This is a genomic window from Pantoea sp. Sc1 (assembly GCF_000255315.1).
Taxonomy (GTDB): domain Bacteria; phylum Pseudomonadota; class Gammaproteobacteria; order Enterobacterales; family Enterobacteriaceae; genus Pantoea; species Pantoea anthophila.
In genome coordinates, this window is sequence record NZ_AJFP01000001.1 from 1255127 (window position 1) to 1272616 (window position 17490).

Consider the following 17490-nt stretch of genomic DNA (forward strand, 5'->3'; position numbering starts at 1 on the left):
CCTTCCGGCATCGTATTTACAGGAGTTCTCATGAAAGCTGTTCGTTCCACGCTACTGATCGCCGCCGTTGCACTGAGCGGCTGTGCCAGTTCGGGTTCCGGCACTGACAGCAGCCAGCAGGCCAGCTGGTGGAATCCGCTGACGTATCACTGGTCCTCGGCGCTGCCGTGGAACTGGTTCGGTTCATCGCTCACCGCGACGGAGCAGGGCGTAGGCGGACTGACCGCCTCGACGGCCATGAAAGAGGAGGCGATCAAAGCCGGCCTGAATGGGGATTACACCCTGCGCCAGGGCATGCGTGGCGAAAACGGTCAGGTGGTTGCGTTCTGGCAGGCGCTGGATGACGACAAGGTGAAGCTGGTGATTTACGGGCAGTCGCAGGTTGAACGCATTGAGGTGATGGACAGCCAGATTGCCAGCAGCGACGGCAGTAAAGTGGGCGATGCCTTCAGCAATAAGTTCACCAAAGCCTTCAGCAACTGCACCCTGGCCAGCGGAACGGATGCGCGAGACGTAGCATGCCGGGCCCCTGGCAGTCAGCATCTCACCTATCTCTACCATGGCGACTGGCATGGACCGGAAGGACTGATGCCTTCTGACGACACGCTGAAAACCTGGAAACTCAGCAAAATCGTCTGGCAGCGTTAACACTGCCTGCTAAACGCCATGCGCTGACGCGCCTGGTCACCCCCGCAGGCTGGTGCTCAGCGGGGGTTATCCTCTCTGCGGCTTTTGCTGATTTCTGCATAAACTCTGCCGCTGTCTTATGCTTTTTTCGACTTTGAAATCATCAAACGATATATAAAACCGTTACTGGTTTTCCCTGAGTTATAAATAAACTGATGTTTCAGCGGGTGAGATCCGCATCAAATTTTTTCAGGGTGCCAAATGACATTACAAGCGATGAAAAAAGTCGTGAGCGGTATCGCGTTGTCGCTGAGCCTTGCTGGCGCAGCCAATGCCACTGAACTTCTTAACAGCTCTTACGATGTGTCCCGGGAGCTGTTTGTTGCCCTGAATGCCCCTTTTGTTAAACAGTGGGATGCCAGCCATCCTGCCGACCCGCTGACCATCAAAATGTCCCATGCCGGTTCATCTAAACAGGCGCTGGCTATCCTGCAGGGACTCCGCGCCGATGTTGTCACTTACAACCAGGTGACGGATGTGCAGGTCCTGCATGATAAAGGCAACCTGATTGCCGCAGACTGGAAAAGCCGTCTGCCAAATAACAGTTCACCGTTCTATTCCACCATGGCGTTTCTGGTGCGCAAAGGAAACCCAAAGCAGATTCATGACTGGTCAGATTTGACCCGTAACGATGTGAAGCTGATTTTCCCTAACCCGAAAACGTCCGGCAATGGTCGCTATACCTATCTGGCCGCCTGGGGGGCTGCTGATAAAGCGGACGGTAACGATCAGGCTAAAACCCGTGCCTTTATGACGCAGTTTCTGAAAAACGTTGAAGTTTTCGATACCGGGGGCCGTGGTGCGACCACGACCTTCGCTGAGCGTGGTCTGGGCGACGTGCTGATTAGCTTTGAGTCGGAAGTAAACAATATCCGCAATCAGTACGGCAAAGATGAGTATGAGGTGATCGTGCCGAAAACCAACATTCTGGCGGAGTTCCCGGTGGCGTGGGTAGATAAAAACGTTGCCGCTAACCATACCGCGGATGCGGCCAGTGCCTATCTCCGCTACCTCTACACACCGGAAGCGCAGACGATTATTACGCACTACTACTATCGCGTGAACAATCCGCAGCTGATGGCAGAGCAGAAGGATCGCTTCCCGCAGACCAGCCTGTTCCGGGTTGAAGAGGCCTTTGGCGGCTGGGACAACGTGATGAAAACGCATTTCGCCAGCGGCGGTGAGCTGGATAAATTGTTAGCGGCGGGGCGTGGATAATGTTTGCAGCAAGTCATAAACGCGTGTTGCCCGGCTTTGGACTGAGCCTGGGCACCAGCCTGCTTTTTACCTGCCTGATTCTGCTGCTGCCCATCAGCGCCGTGATCATGCAGCTGTCACAGATGACCCTTCAGCAGTACTGGGATGTGGTGACCAACCCGCAGCTGGTTGCGGCCTACAAGGTTACGCTGCTCTCCGCCGGTGTCGCCTCGCTGTTTAATGCGGTGTTCGGCATGCTGATGGCGTGGATCCTGACCCGCTACCGCTTCCCGGGCCGCACGCTGCTGGATGGCCTGATGGATCTGCCGTTTGCGCTGCCGACCGCCGTTGCGGGCCTGACACTGGCCGGACTCTTTTCGGTCAACGGCTGGTATGGACAGTGGTTTGCTCATTTCGATATCAAAATCTCCTACACCTGGATCGGCATCGCCATCGCCATGGCTTTCACCAGCATCCCGTTTGTGGTGCGCACGGTACAGCCGGTGCTGGAGGAGTTAGGCCCGGAGTACGAAGAAGCCGCTGAAACGCTGGGTGCCACACCGTGGCAGAGCTTCCGTCGGGTTGTGTTACCGGAAGTCGCTCCCGCGCTGCTGGCGGGCACGGCGCTCTCCTTTACCCGCAGCCTGGGTGAGTTTGGTGCGGTGATCTTTATTGCCGGTAACATCGCCTGGAAAACGGAAGTGACCTCGCTGATGATTTTTGTCCGGTTGCAGGAGTTTGACTATCCGGCCGCCAGCGCCATCGCCTCGGTGATCCTGGCCGCCTCGCTTATCCTGTTATTTGCGATTAACACCTTACAGAGCCGCTTTGGCCGTCGACTGGGAGGTCACTAATGGCTGAGGTCTCACAACTGAATCATGCGGATCGCCAGCCGGTGAACTGGGGCAAATGGCTGCTGATTGGTATCGGTGCGCTGCTCTCTATTCTGCTGCTGCTGGTGCCGATGATCTCCATCTTCTGGGAGGCGCTGAATCAGGGGCTGCTGGTCTCCCTGAGCAACTTGGCTGACCCCGATATGCTGCACGCCATCTGGCTGACGGTGATGGTGGCGCTGATCACCGTTCCGGTTAACCTGGTGTTCGGCACGCTGCTCGCCTGGCTGGTGACCCGCTTTACCTTTCCGGGGCGTCAGCTGCTGCTGACCCTGTTTGATATTCCGTTTGCCGTGTCGCCGGTGGTGGCCGGTCTGATGTATCTGCTGTTCTGGGGCGTCAACGGTCCGGCGGGCGGCTGGCTGGATGCGCATAACATCCAGGTTATGTTCGCCTGGCCGGGCATGGTGCTGGCGACCGTGTTTGTGACCTGTCCGTTTGTGGTGCGCGAACTGGTGCCGGTGATGCTGAGCCAGGGCAGTCACGAAGATGAAGCGGCGGTGCTGCTGGGCGCTTCAGGCTGGCAGATGTTCCGTCGTGTGACATTGCCGAACATTCGCTGGGCGCTGCTGTATGGCATCGTGCTGACCAACGCCCGTGCGATTGGTGAGTTTGGTGCGGTCTCGGTGGTATCGGGATCGATTCGCGGTGAGACCTATACGCTGCCGCTTCAGGTTGAATTATTGCATCAGGATTACAATACGGTCGGCGCCTTCACCGCTGCCGCGCTGCTGACCCTGATGGCCATTGTAACGTTGTTTCTGAAAAGTATTGTGCAGTGGCGTCTGGAGCAACAGCACAAGCACCTGCAACAGGAGGGAAATCATGAGCATTGAGATTAACAAGATCAACAAATCCTTTGGTCGCACCTCGGTGCTGAACGATATCTCTCTGGATATTGCCTCGGGTGAAATGGTGGCGCTGCTTGGCCCATCCGGCTCCGGTAAAACCACGCTGCTGCGCATTATTGCCGGGCTGGAGCATCAGAACAGCGGCCAGATCCGTTTTCATGGCAACGATGTGAGTCGTCTGCATGCGCGCGATCGTCAGGTTGGATTTGTTTTCCAGCACTATGCGCTGTTCCGCCATATGACGGTGTTCGACAACATCGCCTTTGGCCTGACGGTGCTGCCGCGTCGGGAACGTCCTTCTGCGGCCGAGATCAAACAGCGTGTTACCCGTCTGCTGGAGATGGTGCAGCTGGCCCATCTGGCGAACCGCTTCCCGGCTCAGCTGTCGGGCGGGCAGAAACAGCGTGTGGCGCTGGCGCGTGCGTTAGCGGTAGAACCGCAAATCCTGCTGCTGGATGAACCTTTTGGCGCGCTCGATGCGCAGGTGCGTAAAGAGCTGCGTCGCTGGCTGCGTCAGCTGCATGAAGAGCTGAAATTTACCAGCGTGTTTGTGACCCACGACCAGGAAGAAGCGATGGAAGTGGCAGACCGCGTGGTGGTGATGAGCCAGGGTAATATCGAGCAGATCGGCACGCCAGATGACGTGTGGCGCGATCCGGCAACCCGCTTTGTGCTGGAGTTCCTGGGTGAAGTGAATCGCTTTGATGGTGAGATCCACGGGTCGCAGTTCCATGTCGGCGCGCATCACTGGCCGCTGGGGTATACCTCGGCACATCAGGGCCCGGTTGAGCTGTTCCTGCGTCCGTGGGAAATCGACGTGTCCCGCCACAGCAGCCTGGAAACCCCGCTGCCGGTGCAGGTGCTGGAAGTGAGTCCGCGTGGACACTTCTGGCAGCTGGTGGTGCAGCCCGCTGGCTGGCAGAGCGAGCCGTTTTCGCTGGTATTTGAAGGTGAACAGACCGCCCCGATTCGTGGCGAACGCCTGTTTGTTGGCCTGCAGCAGGCGCGTCTCTATAAGGGTGATACCCCGCTGCGCGCTGTTGCCTTTGCCCAGAGTGCCTGATATTTTCTGATCAACACCGGGCGGGAGTGTGACTCCCGCCTTTTTTTTGCCTTCTGTTTGCATTAAGCCAGGAACCTTACCGTGACGACTCTTGAAAATACCATCGGCAATACCCCGCTGGTCAGGTTACAGCGCCTGACGCCCGCTAACGGCAGTGAGGTCTGGCTTAAGCTGGAAGGCAACAATCCGGCGGGTTCGGTCAAGGATCGTGCGGCCTGGTCGATGATCAATCAGGCGGAGCTGCGGGGGGATATCACGCCCGGCGATCAGCTGATCGAAGCCACCAGTGGCAACACCGGCATTGCGCTGGCGATGATCGCCGCGATGAAAGGCTACCGTATGCGCCTGCTGATGCCGGACAACATGAGTCAGGAGCGGCAGGATGCGATGCGTGCTTATGGGGCAGAGCTGATACTGGTGCCGCGCGAGCAGGGAATGGAAGGGGCGCGCGATCTGGCGCAGGCGATGGCGGCACGCGGCGAGGGCCGGGTGCTGGATCAGTTCAACAATCCCGATAATCCGCTGGGCCACTATCAGACCACCGGCCCGGAGCTGTGGCAGCAGTCGAATCAGCGTATGACCCATTTTGTCTCCAGTATGGGCACCACCGGCACGATCACCGGCGTGGGACGCTACCTGAAAGAGCACAACACCGGCGTGCAGGTCATTGGCTTACAGCCCAGCGAGGGCAGCAGCATTCCGGGCATCCGTCGCTGGCCGCTGGCCTATCTGCCGGGGATCTACCGTCCCAATCTGGTGGATGACGTCATCGATATGACGCAGAAGGAAGCGGAGGAGACCATGCGGGCGCTGGCACGCCGTGAGGGCATCTTCTGTGGCGTCAGTTCAGGCGGCGCGGTGGCGGGTGCACTGCGCATCGCCGAGGCAAATCCGGGAAGCGTGGTGGTGGCGATCGCCTGCGATCGCGGCGATCGTTATCTCTCGACCGGTCTCTATCACGCGTAACCGCTGTAGATGCGAAACCTGGCCTGTGAAGCGTCTGCTGCCCACAGGCCTTTTTTTTGCCCGGTTTACTGTGCCAGCGAGTGTGAATCTGTAAGGATCACGTAAATCAGGCTGCGCCGTTCAGCCGCACAGGTGAAAATAGCGCCCGTTCTCCGGAGAAATGACCATGAAAATTCTGCTTGTTGATGATGATGTAGAGCTCGGCACGATGTTAAGCCAGTACCTGATTGCGGAAGGCTTCGATGCTCAGCTGGTGCTGACCGGCAGCGCCGGGATTCAGGGCGCGCTCTCCGGCCAGTTCACCGCGATGATCCTGGACATCATGCTGCCCGACATGAGTGGCATTGACGTTCTGCGCCAGGTGCGTCAGAACAGCCGCATACCAGTGATTATGCTGACCGCCAAAGGCGATAACATTGACCGCGTAATCGGTCTGGAGATGGGGGCCGATGACTACATGCCCAAGCCCTGCTATCCGCGCGAGCTGGTGGCGCGTCTGCGGGCGGTGCTGCGGCGTTTCGAAGAGCAGGCTCCGCAGCCGGATAGCCAGGAGCCGCTGCGCTGGGGGGCGCTGACCCTCAATCCCGCCACCCGTATCAGTGAATGGCAGGAGAAAGCCTTCGATCTCACCGCCTCGGAATTTAATCTGCTGGAACTGCTGATGCGCGCTCCGGACAGGGTGGTCTCAAAAGATGAGCTGTCGGAGAAGGGACTTGGTCGCCCGCGCGAGGCGTATGATCGCAGCGTCGATGTGCATATCAGCAACATCCGTCAGAAGCTCAGTGCCTTAACCGCTGACAGCATCACGATCGAAACCGTTCGCAGTATCGGTTATCGCATTCGATGAGGCACTACCGTGGACGCCTGTTCTGGAAGATCTTTATCGGCTTCTGGATCGTCTTTGTCATCATCAGTCAGCTTATCTGGCTCGGCTTTTCGCTCTCCGGTAGACGACACGAGCCGCCTGAGCTGGTGGCGGTCCGCCGCGTGGCCGATCTGCAACTCACCTCGGCGGCGACGGTGCTGGCGCAGAACGGGCCTGAGGCGCTGAACGCGATGCTGTCGGGCTGGGACAAACGTGACCGGCAGTTTTTCCACATCCTGCCACAGGCGCAACCGTCGCCTGCACAGGCTAACCCGGATGGGGAGGCGCATCGGCCCGCCGAAAGTAAACGCTGGGTGCGCGGCGCCGATGGAAAAGGGTATCAGCTGCACTATGACATCGATGGCATGCGAAAAGAGAGCATGATGAACAGCATGCCGCGCAAATTCCTCAATATCCCTGAACCGATGTTTGTTTTCGCCGGTTCGGTAGGATTACTCTTCAGCCTGCTGCTCGCCTGGAATCTGACGCGACCCATGCGTCAGCTGCGCGAAGGGTTCTCCCGGGTCGCAGAGGGCGATTTAAGCGTGCGGCTTTTTCCGGTGATGCGTAAACGGCATGATGAGATTTCTGATGTCGCCCGGGCCTTCGATACCATGGCTGAGCGGCTGGAGACCCTGGTCCACGCGCGCGAAGAGCTGCTGCACGATATCTCACACGAGCTGCGTTCACCGCTGGCGCGCCTGCAGCTGGCGACCGGGCTGGCCAGACAGACGCCAGAAAATGTGCACAGTTCGCTCGATCGTATCGACGAAGAGGCGCGCCGGCTGGATAAGATGATCGGTGAACTGCTGACGCTGTCGCGCGCTGAGCATGAAAGTATTCCGGATGAGCAGTACTTTGACCTCACCGGCCTGCTGGAGGCGGTGATCACCGATGTCCGCTATGAAGCGCAGCTCCCCGGTGTGCAGGTGGCGTTTCAGGTGGACAATCGGGCCGACTACACCGTGCGTGGCAATGCCGAACTGATACGGCGCGCCACCGAGAATGTGTTACGCAACGCGCTGCGCTTTTCCCTGCCAGGCCAGCGGATCGAGGTTGAACTGCGCACCGCGCAGCAGTGGCTGGAAATTCAGGTGCGCGATCAGGGGCCGGGTGTCGATGAAGAGAAACTCTCCAGCATCTTTGACCCGTTTGTGCGGGTCAACTCACCGCTGATGGGAAAGGGCTATGGCCTCGGGCTGGCGATCGTCCGCAAAGTGGTGCTGGCGCATCAGGGTGAAGTCGAGGCACGGAACCGGCCGGAAGGAGGGCTGGAACTGACGCTGAGGCTGCCGCACTGGCCCTCCTGAAAAGCGCAGAGAGCAGAAACGAAAACGGCACCCGAAGGCGCCGTCAGAGCAGGAACAAAGCCTTATTTTCTGATGCGAATCACCGGCGTTTCGCCGACGGTGACCTGGCCAGAGAGCTTAATCAGTTCCTTGATTTCATCCATGTTGGAGATAACAACCGGAGTCAGGGTTGATTTCGCTTTCTCTTCCAGCAATGGCAGATCGAACTCGATAACGACGTCGCCTTTTTTGACCTTCTGGCCTTCTTCAGCGATGCGTTTGAAACCTTCACCTTTCAGTTCAACCGTATCGATGCCGAAATGCACAAACAGCTCAATGCCGTTGTCCGATTCGATTGAAAAAGCATGGTTGGTTTCAAAAATCTTACCGATAGTGCCATCCACCGGCGCAACCATTTTGTTGCCAGTCGGTTTGATCGCGATACCGTCGCCCACGATTTTTTCTGCAAACACCACATCTGGTACGTCTTCAATATTCACAATTTCGCCTGACAGAGGCGCTACGATATCGATTGTCCCAGCGCTATCCGTTTTTTCGCCAAAAAGTTTAGAAAACAAACCCATGATCTTCTCCTAAGCAGTAATTTGGGGCCAGCATCATGCAGATTAGCAGAGCGTTTTTTCTTTAATGAACTTGTTCACCAGGTTCATTAAATCTTCCGCTGTCGGTTGAGCCAGTGCCTGCTCTGCCAATGCCTTCGCATCTTCAAAATTAGTATTACGAATGATTTTCTTGATGCCAGGGATAGAAATGGCACTCATGCTGAACTCGTCCAGCCCCATTCCCAGTAACAGTAGTGTAGCACGTTCATCACCTGCCAGCTCACCACACATGCCGGTCCATTTACCTTCAGCGTGAGATGCATCAATGACTTGCTTAATTAAGTTAAGCACAGACGGCGTCATTGGATTGTACAGGTGCGAAATCAAATCGTTACCACGATCGACCGCCAGAGTATACTGCGTCAGGTCGTTTGTCCCAATACTGAAGAAGTCGACTTCTTTCGCCAGATGACGTGCAATCACCGCTGACGCCGGGGTTTCCACCATAATACCGACTTCGATGGACTCGTCGAACGCTTTGCCTTCTTCACGCAGCTGCGCTTTCAGCAGTTCCAGTTCCGCTTTCAGCGAACGCACTTCTTCAACGGAAATGATCATCGGGAACATAATGCGCAGTTTGCCGAAGGAGGAGGCGCGCAGGATAGCACGCAGCTGCGCATGCAGAATCTCTTTGCGGTCCATGGCGATACGGATAGCGCGCCAGCCGAGGAAAGGGTTTTCCTCTTTCGGCAGGTTCATGTAAGGCAGATCTTTGTCACCGCCGATATCCATGGTACGGACGATAACGGCCTGTGAACCCATGGCTTCAGCGACGGCTTTATACGCCTGGAACTGCTCTTCTTCGGTCGGCAGCGCGTCACGGTCCATGAACAGGAACTCGGTGCGGTAAAGACCCACGCCTTCTGCGCCGTTGCGCTCTGCGCCGGCGACGTCGCGCACGGTGCCGATGTTGGCGCAGACTTCAACCTGATGACCATCCAGCGTGACCGCAGGCAGGTCTTTCAGCTTGGCTAATTCGTGTTTTTCCGACAGATACTGGTTCTGTACGGCTTTCAGCTCTTCCTGAACGGCGTCAGAAGGATTGACGTGAATCGCATTGTTCACACCATCCAGGATCAGGAAGTCGCCGTTTTTAACCGTGACGGTGACATTGCCGGTGCCGACAATGGCTGGGATCTCCAGCGAGCGCGCCATGATTGAGGTATGGGAGGTACGGCCACCCAGATCGGTAATAAAGCCCAGCACCTTTTTCAGGTTCAGCTGTGCGGTTTCTGACGGCGTTAAATCTTTTGCTACCAGAATGGATTCATCCGGAATGGCGCTCAGGTCAACGATATGCAGACCGAGGATGTTTTGCAGCAGACGCTTACCGATGTCGCGCACGTCAGCCGCACGCTCTTTCAGGTACTCATCGTCTAACTCTTCCAGCGCTTTCGCCTGACCATCGATAACCGAGTCGACAGCAGCATCGGCAGAGGCGTGATCTTTTTTGATCAGGTCGATGATTTCCTGCTCCAGCTCTTCATCTTCCAGCAACATAATGTGGCCTTCGAAGATCGCAGCTTTCTCTTCACCGAGGGTTTCACCCGCTTTGACGCGAATCGCTTCCAGTTGCTGTGCCGCTTTACCGCGACCATCGAGGAAGCGCTGAACTTCCTGCTCAACCTGGTCATCAGAAATTTTTTTACGGTTGATGACGATCTCGTCTTCTTTCAGCAGCAGTGCTTTGCCGAAAGCGATACCTGGTGATGCTAAAATGCCTGAAATCATAACGCTACCTTTTAATCACGATGGCTGATGGGACTCTTTGCGGTGCCATTGTCGCGGGACACGTACTCTACGAAAGCAATAACGCGGACAGATTGTCCGCGATCAAGATGTTTGCACTCAATGGCGCAGAGGAGTCGATTGGCTGGAGAGCTGAGCGGAGATTACTCCAGTTCAGCCATCAGTTTGACCAGATGCTCAACTGCTTTCTGTTCGTCTTCGCCTTCTGCTGACAGGGTCACAACGGTTCCCTGCGTTAAACCCAGTGTCTGCAGCTTGAACAGGCTCTTGGCGCTGGCAGATTTACCGTTAGAGGTCACAGTGATTTCTGACTGGAAAGCTTTGGCTTCTTTAACGAATTGCGCTGCTGGGCGAGTATGCAGACCGTTTGGTGCAGTAATGGTAACTTCTTGCTGGAACATTCTATTTCCCCAACGTTATCAGAATGAGTGTTATGGATCTAAAGTCTAGCCTGGAGCCTTCACTTTAGCCTGTGTCGGTGCGCGGGTATAGCTTCATGCTGACCCAGGACGCGCATGCGTCAAATCGACATTCCGTTGCGTCGTAAAACCGATTCTACACGTCACCGGTTAATTATGCCGTGATTCGCCGTTTCACTGAATCCGTAAATCGATTCAGCTTGATCCACTTCAAACGCGGATTAATTTCAGGCATCGAAATAATTGGCAGTCTAAATACCAGAGCGGCGTCACTGAAATCAATCTGCCGGGTGGTGAAAGTGAGATCTGCGCCACAAAAAAGCACCCAGGCGGGTGCTTTTTGCGGCATTTTCAGACTTTCTGCCCCGACTACTGCAGCTCTTTTTCTGTAAAGAGATCGGCGAACAAAGCGGTACTCAGATAGCGTTCACCTGAGGAGGGGAGAATCACCACGATATTCTTGTTGGCGAAGGTTTCCTCTTCCTGCAACTTCAGCGCGGCGGCGACCGCAGCACCGGAGGAGATACCTGCCAGAATGCCTTCCTGCTCCATCAGCAGACGCGCGGTGCTGATCGCTTCCTCATTCGTGATAGCCACAACCCGATCAACCAGATTCAGCTCTAGGTTGCCCGGAATAAAGCCTGCGCCGATCCCCTGAATTTTGTGAGGGCCAGGCTTGATCTCCGCTCCTGCCAGGGCCTGAGCAATGACCGGCGAATCGGTTGGTTCCACCGCGACGGTGATCAGATCTTTTTTGCCTTTGGTGTTCTTGATGTAGCGGCTCACGCCGGTCAGCGTACCGCCGGTGCCGACACCAGCAATAAAGACATCCACTTCGCCGTCGGTATCTTCCCAGATTTCCGGGCCGGTGGTCTTTTCATGGATCTCCGGGTTAGCCGGGTTGCTGAACTGCTGCAGCAGGACATATTTATCCGGGTCGCTTGCAACAATCTCTTCAGCTTTGCCGATAGCCCCTTTCATGCCTTTGGCACCTTCAGTCAGGACCAGATTCGCGCCCAGCGCTTTCAGCAGTTTACGACGCTCAACGGACATCGTCTCAGGCATGGTCAGGGTCAGTTTATAACCGCGCGCGGCGGCCACATAGGCGAGGGCAATCCCGGTATTGCCGCTGGTCGGTTCAACCAGTTCAATACCCGGTTTCAGAATACCGCGTTTCTCTGCGTCCCAAATCATATTGGCACCGATACGGCATTTTACGCTGAAGCTCGGGTTACGGGATTCAACTTTCGCAAGGATGCGGCCGTTACCGATGCGGTTCAGTCGAACCAATGGCGTATGACCAATTGTCAAAGAGTTGTCTTCGTAGATCTTACTCATAGCCTGTCCTTAACTGTATGAATTATTGGGAACCCTATGAGCATACCTGTTCTGCCTGGGGGCGGAAGGAAAGAAATCGCATATCTATATGTCACCCGGCAATAAGCCTTGTTAAAAAGAGCATAAGGCGCGCTGATATATTCAGCGCACTTCCTGCCGCGCCAGTTGCTGCCGGTAGCGATCGACCCACATCGCTGTGGCCCCACAGACGGCCACTGGCATGATGACCAGGTTCAGCACCGGGATCATGGTAAACAGACTGGTAAGCGCACCAAACTGCATATTGGCGGTTTTATGCCGACGCAGGGCGTTACGCATCTGCTGAAAAGGCACTTTGTGATTATCGAAGGGGTAGTCGCAATACTGGATCGCGAGCATCCAGGCGCTGAACAGGAACCACAGTACGGGCGCAACCGTCTGGCCGAAACCCGGGATAAAGTAGAGCAGCAGCAGTCCTACCGCACGTGGCAGGTAGTAGCCCAGCTTTTGCAGCTCGCGCTTCATGATGCGCGGCACATCTTTGATCAGACCCGCCCAGTCGCTGTCAGGCAGCGGTTTACCGGTCAGGCGTCCCTCAAGCTGCTCGGCCAGCAGGCCGCAAAACGGTGCGGCGATAAGGTTAGCGAGGGTGGAAAAGAAGTAGCTGAAGACCAGCACAATCGCAATCACCGACAGTGGCCATAACAGATAGCTGAGCCACTGCAGCCAGTCCGGAATCGAGGCCATCAGTCGCGGGATCCAGTCACCCAGACGGTAGAAAAGCCAGATGAATGCGCCACCCAGCATCAGAATGTTGATCAGCAGCGGCATGACCACAAAGCGACGAATGCCAGGCAGACGCATCAGTTTCCAGCCCTGGCTGAAGTAGTGTATGCCGTTAAAATCTGAGACGGACTTCTCAAGGGCCATATAGGCAATTCTCCTGAAGGTAATAGGGCGGGCCCACTATAACCTGGCTTTTTCCCCAGGCCAGGTGCCGTTTGGGTAAAAAAACAGCGAAAAAGCGTGGGTTGCCTATCTTATTTGTTAGAAAATAGTGCACAGACTTGCACTTGTGTAGCAGGGCAAATACAGTTAGAGGATAAAGTTTGCCGCGGTGGCAAGGTATTGGAACAACAGAGAATACAATGATGCAGGATTTGCGTCTGATATTAATCGTTGTTGGCGCGATCGCCATAATAGCGCTCCTTCTTCACGGACTGTGGACCAGCCGTAAAGAGCGTTCGTCAGTGTTCCGCGATCGCCCGCACAAACGTCTGAAACAACGTGATGAACATGATGAACCGGACCTGATCGACGACGAAGATGATGGCGTCGGCGAGGTTCGTGTTCGCGCTGAGCGCAGCAACCATCAGGAACCGCGTTTCGATGATATTCGCGAATCCCAGCCGGTTGCGCCGCGTAAGCCCGCGCCTGCTGAGCCTGTACGTCAGCCTGCGCCACGACCTGCTCCGCAAGCCGAACCGGAAAGCGACCCGCTTTTCAGCCCCGCACCGCAGCCTGCTCCTCAGCCGCGTCCGGAACCGGCTCGTCAGCAGCAACAGCCTGCGCCTGCTTTTGTCGCACCGCCTGTGCAGGCCGATCCGCTGCTGGATCTGGACCCGCTGGAATCGGTGCAGCCCGCACCGCAGTACCAGGCTGAACCCGAGCCGCAGCCTGAAATCACTCAGGCGCCGGAACCGACTCCCGTTCCGCCGTCTGCACCTGCCGCACCGGCAGAGAAGCCGAAAGAAGCCGTGCTGGTTCTGCACGTTGCCGCACACTCGGGTGGCGAACTCAATGGTGAGGCTCTCCTCCAGGGGATTCTGCAGGCGGGCTTCCAGTTTGGTGAGATGAACATCTTCCATCGCCATCTCAGTCCGGCAGGCAGTGGTCCGGTCCTGTTCAGTCTGGCCAATATGGTCAAGCCTGGCTCGTTTAACCCTGACCTGATGACAGATTTCAGCACGCCGGGTATCTCCATCTTTATGATGGTGCCTTCCTATGGCGATGCGAATCAGAACTTCAAGCTGATGCTGCAGTCGGCACAGCGCATCGCTGATGATGTTGGCGGCGTAGTGCTGGATGATGAACGTCGCATGATGACGCCGCAGAAGCTGGAAACTTACAAGGCGCGTATTCGCGATGTGGTCGGTGTCTGACCACGGCGCAAACCGCTATCTGAACTGTTAAAACAAACCCCCGCATGTCGGGGGTTTTTTATCTGATGGGGCTTTATGAAATCCGTCCAGGATCACATCACCGAACTGCGCACTACGCTGCGTCATCACGAATACCTCTATCACGTCATGGATGCACCGGAAGTGCCGGATGCCGAATATGATCGCCTGATGCGTGAACTGCGCCAGCTGGAAGCGGATCATCCCGATCTCATTACGCCGGACTCACCAACCCAGCGCGTCGGCGCTGCGCCGCTGACGGTGTTTGAACAGGTTCGCCATGAAGTCCCGATGCTGTCGCTGGATAACGCCTTCGATGAAGCGACCTTTATGGCCTTCAACAAGCGGGTGCGCGATCGGCTGAAAAGCAGTGAAGAGATTACCTACTGCTGTGAACTTAAACTCGATGGCTTAGCGGTCAGCCTGATGTATGAAAACGGGCTGCTGGTTCAGGCCGCAACGCGGGGAGACGGCACCACCGGCGAGAATATTACCGCCAACGTGCGCACCATTCGCGCTATCCCGCTGCGTCTTAAAGGTGACAACATCCCGGCGCGGCTGGAAGTGCGTGGCGAAGTCTTTATGACGCAGCGCGGCTTCGAAAAGCTGAATGAGGAAGCGCGCCGCACGGACGGCAAAGTCTTTGCTAACCCGCGCAACGCAGCGGCAGGTTCGCTGCGTCAGCTTGATCCGCGCATCACCGCAAAACGTCCGCTGACCTTCTTCTGCTACGGTTTCGGCCTGCTGGAAGGCGGCGAGATGCCGCACAGTCACATGGCACGCCTGCAGCAGTTCAAAGCCTGGGGGCTGCCGGTCAGCGACCGCATTAAGCTGGTGCATAATGCGGAAGAGGCGCTGGCTTTTTATCACGACGTTGAGCAACAGCGCCCCAGTCTCGGATTTGATATCGATGGCGTGGTCATCAAAGTCGATTCACAGGCGCAGCAGGAACAGCTGGGCTTTGTGGCGCGTGCGCCGCGCTGGGCGATAGCCTTTAAATTCCCGGCGCAGGAGCAGCTGACCTGGGTGCGGGATGTCGAGTTCCAGGTTGGCCGCACCGGGGCTATCACTCCTGTCGCCCGCCTGGAGCCGGTGCAGGTAGCGGGTGTGATTGTCAGCAACGCCACGCTGCACAACGCCGATGAAATTGCGCGGCTGGGACTGCGCATCGGGGACCGGGTCGTGATTCGCCGTGCAGGCGATGTGATCCCGCAGGTCGTGAATGTGGTCACCGCTGAACGTCCTGAAGAGACGCGTGAAGTGGTGTTTCCTGCTCACTGCCCGGTCTGTGGTTCTGAGGTGGAACGGGTCGAAGGTGAATCGGTCACGCGCTGCACCGGCGGTCTGATTTGCGGCGCGCAGCGAAAAGAGGCGCTGAAGCATTTTGTCTCGCGCCGGGCGCTCGATGTCGACGGCATGGGCGATAAGATTATCGACCAGCTGGTGGAGAAAGAGTATGTCTCGACCCCCGCCGATCTCTTCCGTCTCACGGCGGGTAAGCTGACCGGGCTGGATCGCATGGGGCCAAAATCGGCGCAGAACGTGGTGGATGCGCTGGAAAAAGCGAAGTCGACGACGCTGGCGCGTTTCCTCTATGCGCTGGGGATCCGTGAAGTGGGCGAAGCCACCGCCGCCAATCTGGCAAACCACTTTGGTGAGCTGCAGAAGGTGATGGATGCCGATCTGGAGGCACTGATTGCCGTGCCGGATGTGGGCAAAGTCGTCGCCGCGCACGTTCGCAACTTTATGGAAGAGGAGAGCAACCGCGAGGTCATCCGCCAGCTGACGGACGATATCGGCGTTCACTGGCCGGCTGTTGTGGTGGTGAAAGCTGAAGAGATTGACAGTCCGTTTGCCGGGAAAACCGTGGTGCTGACCGGTTCGCTGTCGCAGATGAACCGCGACGATGCCAAAGCACAGCTGATCGCGCTGGGAGCTAAAGTCAGCGGCAGCGTGTCGAAGAAAACGGATCTGCTGATTGCCGGTGAAGCGGCGGGTTCCAAGCTAGCGAAAGCGCAGGAGCTGGGCATCGAGGTGATCGATGAAGCTGAAATGATCCGTCTGCTGGGTGCCTGAGATGGATAAGCATCAGCTGGTGGCGATAGCGAACACGGCGATGCCGTTTGGGAAATATAAAGGGCGGATGCTGATCGATCTGCCTGAACCCTACCTGCTGTGGTTTGCCCGCAGTGGCGACTTCCCTTCCGGCCAGCTGGGTGACCTGATGCAGCTCACGCTGACAATAAAAATCGAGGGTCTGGAGGGGCTGGTGAAGCCGCTTCAGACCCGGAAATAACGTGGCCCGCACAGGCGGGCCATGCAGACTATTTCTGCGACTCCATCACGGAGGTTTTCACCTCTGAAGCCTGCTTTTTCTCACCGCTCTTCTTGTAGCGTCCGGCGATGAACGAACAGACCATCAGCTGAACCTGATGGAAGATCATCAGAGGCAGCACGATAATCCCCACGGTACTGGCCGGGAACAGGATATTTGCCATCGGTACCCCATTCGCCAGACTCTTCTTCGATCCACAAAACAGCACCACAATCTCATCGGCGCGTTTGAAGCGGAACAGGCGCGAAGCCAGCAGGTTGATAATCAGCACGGTGGCCAGCAGCAGAATGGAGCCCGCCACAATCCAGAGCAGGGTAATCACGCCCACGCGATGCCAGATGCCGTTCACCACCGCCTCACTGAAGGCACTGTAGACCACCAGCAGAATCGAGGTCTGGTCAGTTTTGCCAATCAGGCTGCGGTGCTTTTCAACCCAGCCGCCGATCCAGCGGCGTGAAAGATGGCCCAGTATGAACGGCACCATCAGTTGCAGCATAATCTTACCGATCTGCTCCAGACCGTCAGTCGGCGCGCTGCTGTGGATATCCATCACCACATTCACCAGCAACGGGGAGATGAAGACCCCCAGCAGGCTGGATGCCGAGGCGCTGCACACGGCGGCGGCGACGTTACCGCCGGCCATCGAGGTAAATGCGATGGCGGACTGCACGGTGGCAGGCAGGATACAGAGATAGATAAAGCCGGTATAAATTTCCGGACCGACATCAACCGGATGCCACCAGACCAGCAGCATGCCCAGCGCCGGAAAGAGCACAAAGGTGCTGAACATGATCCAGAGATGCAGCTGCCAGTGGCTGCTTCCCGCAATGATCTTCTCCCGCGACAGCTTGGCACCGTGCATAAAGAACAGCAGTGCGATAGCCGCGGTGGCGAGGTAGCTGAAGATATCGACGTAGATCCCTCTGGCAGGCAGGAAGGTGGCCAGCAGCACGGTGATGATGAGCTTAACCATCATCGGATCAAGTTTTAAAAATCCCATTGTTAAAATCCGGTAAATTTTTCAATAGGCCGATTGTGCGGGAATCATTTTTAGAA

At 56.7% G+C, this 17490-nt stretch carries 17 protein-coding genes; 11 read left to right on the forward strand and 6 right to left on the reverse strand.

Annotation, left to right across the window (positions count from 1 at the left end; genetic code table 11):
• Positions 1-30 precede the first annotated feature (30 nt).
• The 8 genes from S7A_RS05890 (at position 31) to S7A_RS05925 (ending at position 7832) form a co-directional block, all read left to right on the forward strand.
• Positions 31-648: an RpoE-regulated lipoprotein gene (locus tag S7A_RS05890; protein ID WP_009088834.1), complete on the forward strand. Its 618-nt coding sequence runs from the start codon at positions 31-33 to the stop codon at positions 646-648.
• 240 nt (positions 649-888) lie between these two features.
• Positions 889-1905: a sulfate ABC transporter substrate-binding protein gene (locus S7A_RS05895; protein WP_009088835.1), complete on the forward strand. Its 1017-nt coding sequence runs from the start codon at positions 889-891 to the stop codon at positions 1903-1905.
• A complete protein-coding gene (cysT, locus tag S7A_RS05900) occupies positions 1905-2738 on the forward strand; it encodes a sulfate/thiosulfate ABC transporter permease CysT (RefSeq protein ID WP_009088836.1) in 834 nt (277 codons plus the stop codon). The genes S7A_RS05895 and cysT overlap by 1 nt, the downstream gene beginning before the upstream one ends.
• Positions 2738-3613, forward strand: a complete 876-nt coding sequence (gene cysW / locus S7A_RS05905) for a sulfate/thiosulfate ABC transporter permease CysW (RefSeq protein WP_009088837.1) — start codon at positions 2738-2740, stop codon at positions 3611-3613. The genes cysT and cysW overlap by 1 nt, the downstream gene beginning before the upstream one ends.
• Positions 3603-4691 carry a sulfate/thiosulfate ABC transporter ATP-binding protein CysA gene (gene cysA, locus S7A_RS05910; RefSeq protein ID WP_009088838.1) on the forward strand — a complete coding sequence of 363 codons (1089 nt, stop codon included), beginning with the start codon at positions 3603-3605 and terminating at the stop codon, positions 4689-4691. Before cysW ends, cysA begins: the two co-directional genes overlap by 11 nt.
• An 81-nt stretch (positions 4692-4772) precedes the next feature.
• Positions 4773-5657: a cysteine synthase CysM gene (gene cysM / locus S7A_RS05915; protein WP_009088839.1), complete on the forward strand. Its 885-nt coding sequence runs from the start codon at positions 4773-4775 to the stop codon at positions 5655-5657.
• 166 nt (positions 5658-5823) lie between these two features.
• Positions 5824-6504 carry a response regulator transcription factor gene (locus tag S7A_RS05920; RefSeq protein WP_009088840.1) on the forward strand — a complete coding sequence of 227 codons (681 nt, stop codon included), beginning with the start codon at positions 5824-5826 and terminating at the stop codon, positions 6502-6504.
• Entirely contained in the window at positions 6501-7832 is a 1332-nt protein-coding gene (locus tag S7A_RS05925; RefSeq protein WP_009088841.1) for an ATP-binding protein, read from the forward strand. The genes S7A_RS05920 and S7A_RS05925 overlap by 4 nt, the downstream gene beginning before the upstream one ends.
• Before the next feature lie 62 nt (positions 7833-7894).
• Here the strand turns inward: S7A_RS05925 and crr are convergent, their stop codons facing one another.
• The 5 genes from crr to cysZ all read right to left on the reverse strand — a co-directional run bounded on the left by crr (position 7895) and on the right by cysZ (position 12849).
• Positions 7895-8395, reverse strand: a complete 501-nt coding sequence (gene crr, locus S7A_RS05930; protein WP_009088842.1) for a PTS glucose transporter subunit IIA — start codon at positions 8393-8395, stop codon at positions 7895-7897.
• A 42-nt stretch (positions 8396-8437) separates the two neighbouring features.
• Positions 8438-10165: a phosphoenolpyruvate-protein phosphotransferase PtsI gene (gene ptsI, locus S7A_RS05935; protein WP_009088845.1), complete on the reverse strand. Its 1728-nt coding sequence runs from the start codon at positions 10163-10165 to the stop codon at positions 8438-8440.
• Between the two features lie 161 nt (positions 10166-10326).
• On the reverse strand, positions 10327-10584 hold the full coding sequence (ptsH, locus tag S7A_RS05940) for a phosphocarrier protein Hpr (protein ID WP_003848868.1): 258 nt from the start codon (positions 10582-10584) through the stop codon (positions 10327-10329).
• Positions 10585-10971: 387 nt separating this feature from the next.
• The gene (cysK, locus tag S7A_RS05950) at positions 10972-11940 is read right to left on the reverse strand and encodes a cysteine synthase A (protein WP_009088849.1); all 969 of its coding nucleotides are present in this window, start codon (positions 11938-11940) and stop codon (positions 10972-10974) included.
• Positions 11941-12081: 141 nt separating this feature from the next.
• The gene (cysZ, locus tag S7A_RS05955; protein ID WP_009088851.1) at positions 12082-12849 is read right to left on the reverse strand and encodes a sulfate transporter CysZ; all 768 of its coding nucleotides are present in this window, start codon (positions 12847-12849) and stop codon (positions 12082-12084) included.
• A 218-nt stretch (positions 12850-13067) separates the two neighbouring features.
• Here cysZ and zipA point away from each other — a divergent pair, with 218 nt between their 5' ends.
• From zipA to S7A_RS05970, 3 genes are all read left to right on the forward strand, one after another.
• Positions 13068-14081, forward strand: coding sequence for a cell division protein ZipA (gene zipA, locus S7A_RS05960; protein WP_033736157.1), 1014 nt, complete (start codon positions 13068-13070; stop codon positions 14079-14081).
• A 75-nt stretch (positions 14082-14156) separates the two neighbouring features.
• Positions 14157-16175 carry an NAD-dependent DNA ligase LigA gene (gene ligA, locus S7A_RS05965; protein ID WP_009088853.1) on the forward strand — a complete coding sequence of 673 codons (2019 nt, stop codon included), beginning with the start codon at positions 14157-14159 and terminating at the stop codon, positions 16173-16175.
• A gap of 1 nt (position 16176) precedes the next feature.
• Positions 16177-16395, forward strand: a complete 219-nt coding sequence (locus S7A_RS05970; protein ID WP_009088854.1) for a DUF3820 family protein — start codon at positions 16177-16179, stop codon at positions 16393-16395.
• A gap of 28 nt (positions 16396-16423) precedes the next feature.
• Here the strand turns inward: S7A_RS05970 and S7A_RS05975 are convergent, their stop codons facing one another.
• A complete protein-coding gene (locus tag S7A_RS05975; protein WP_009088858.1) occupies positions 16424-17434 on the reverse strand; it encodes a bile acid:sodium symporter family protein in 1011 nt (336 codons plus the stop codon).
• Positions 17435-17490: the final 56 nt, after the last annotated feature.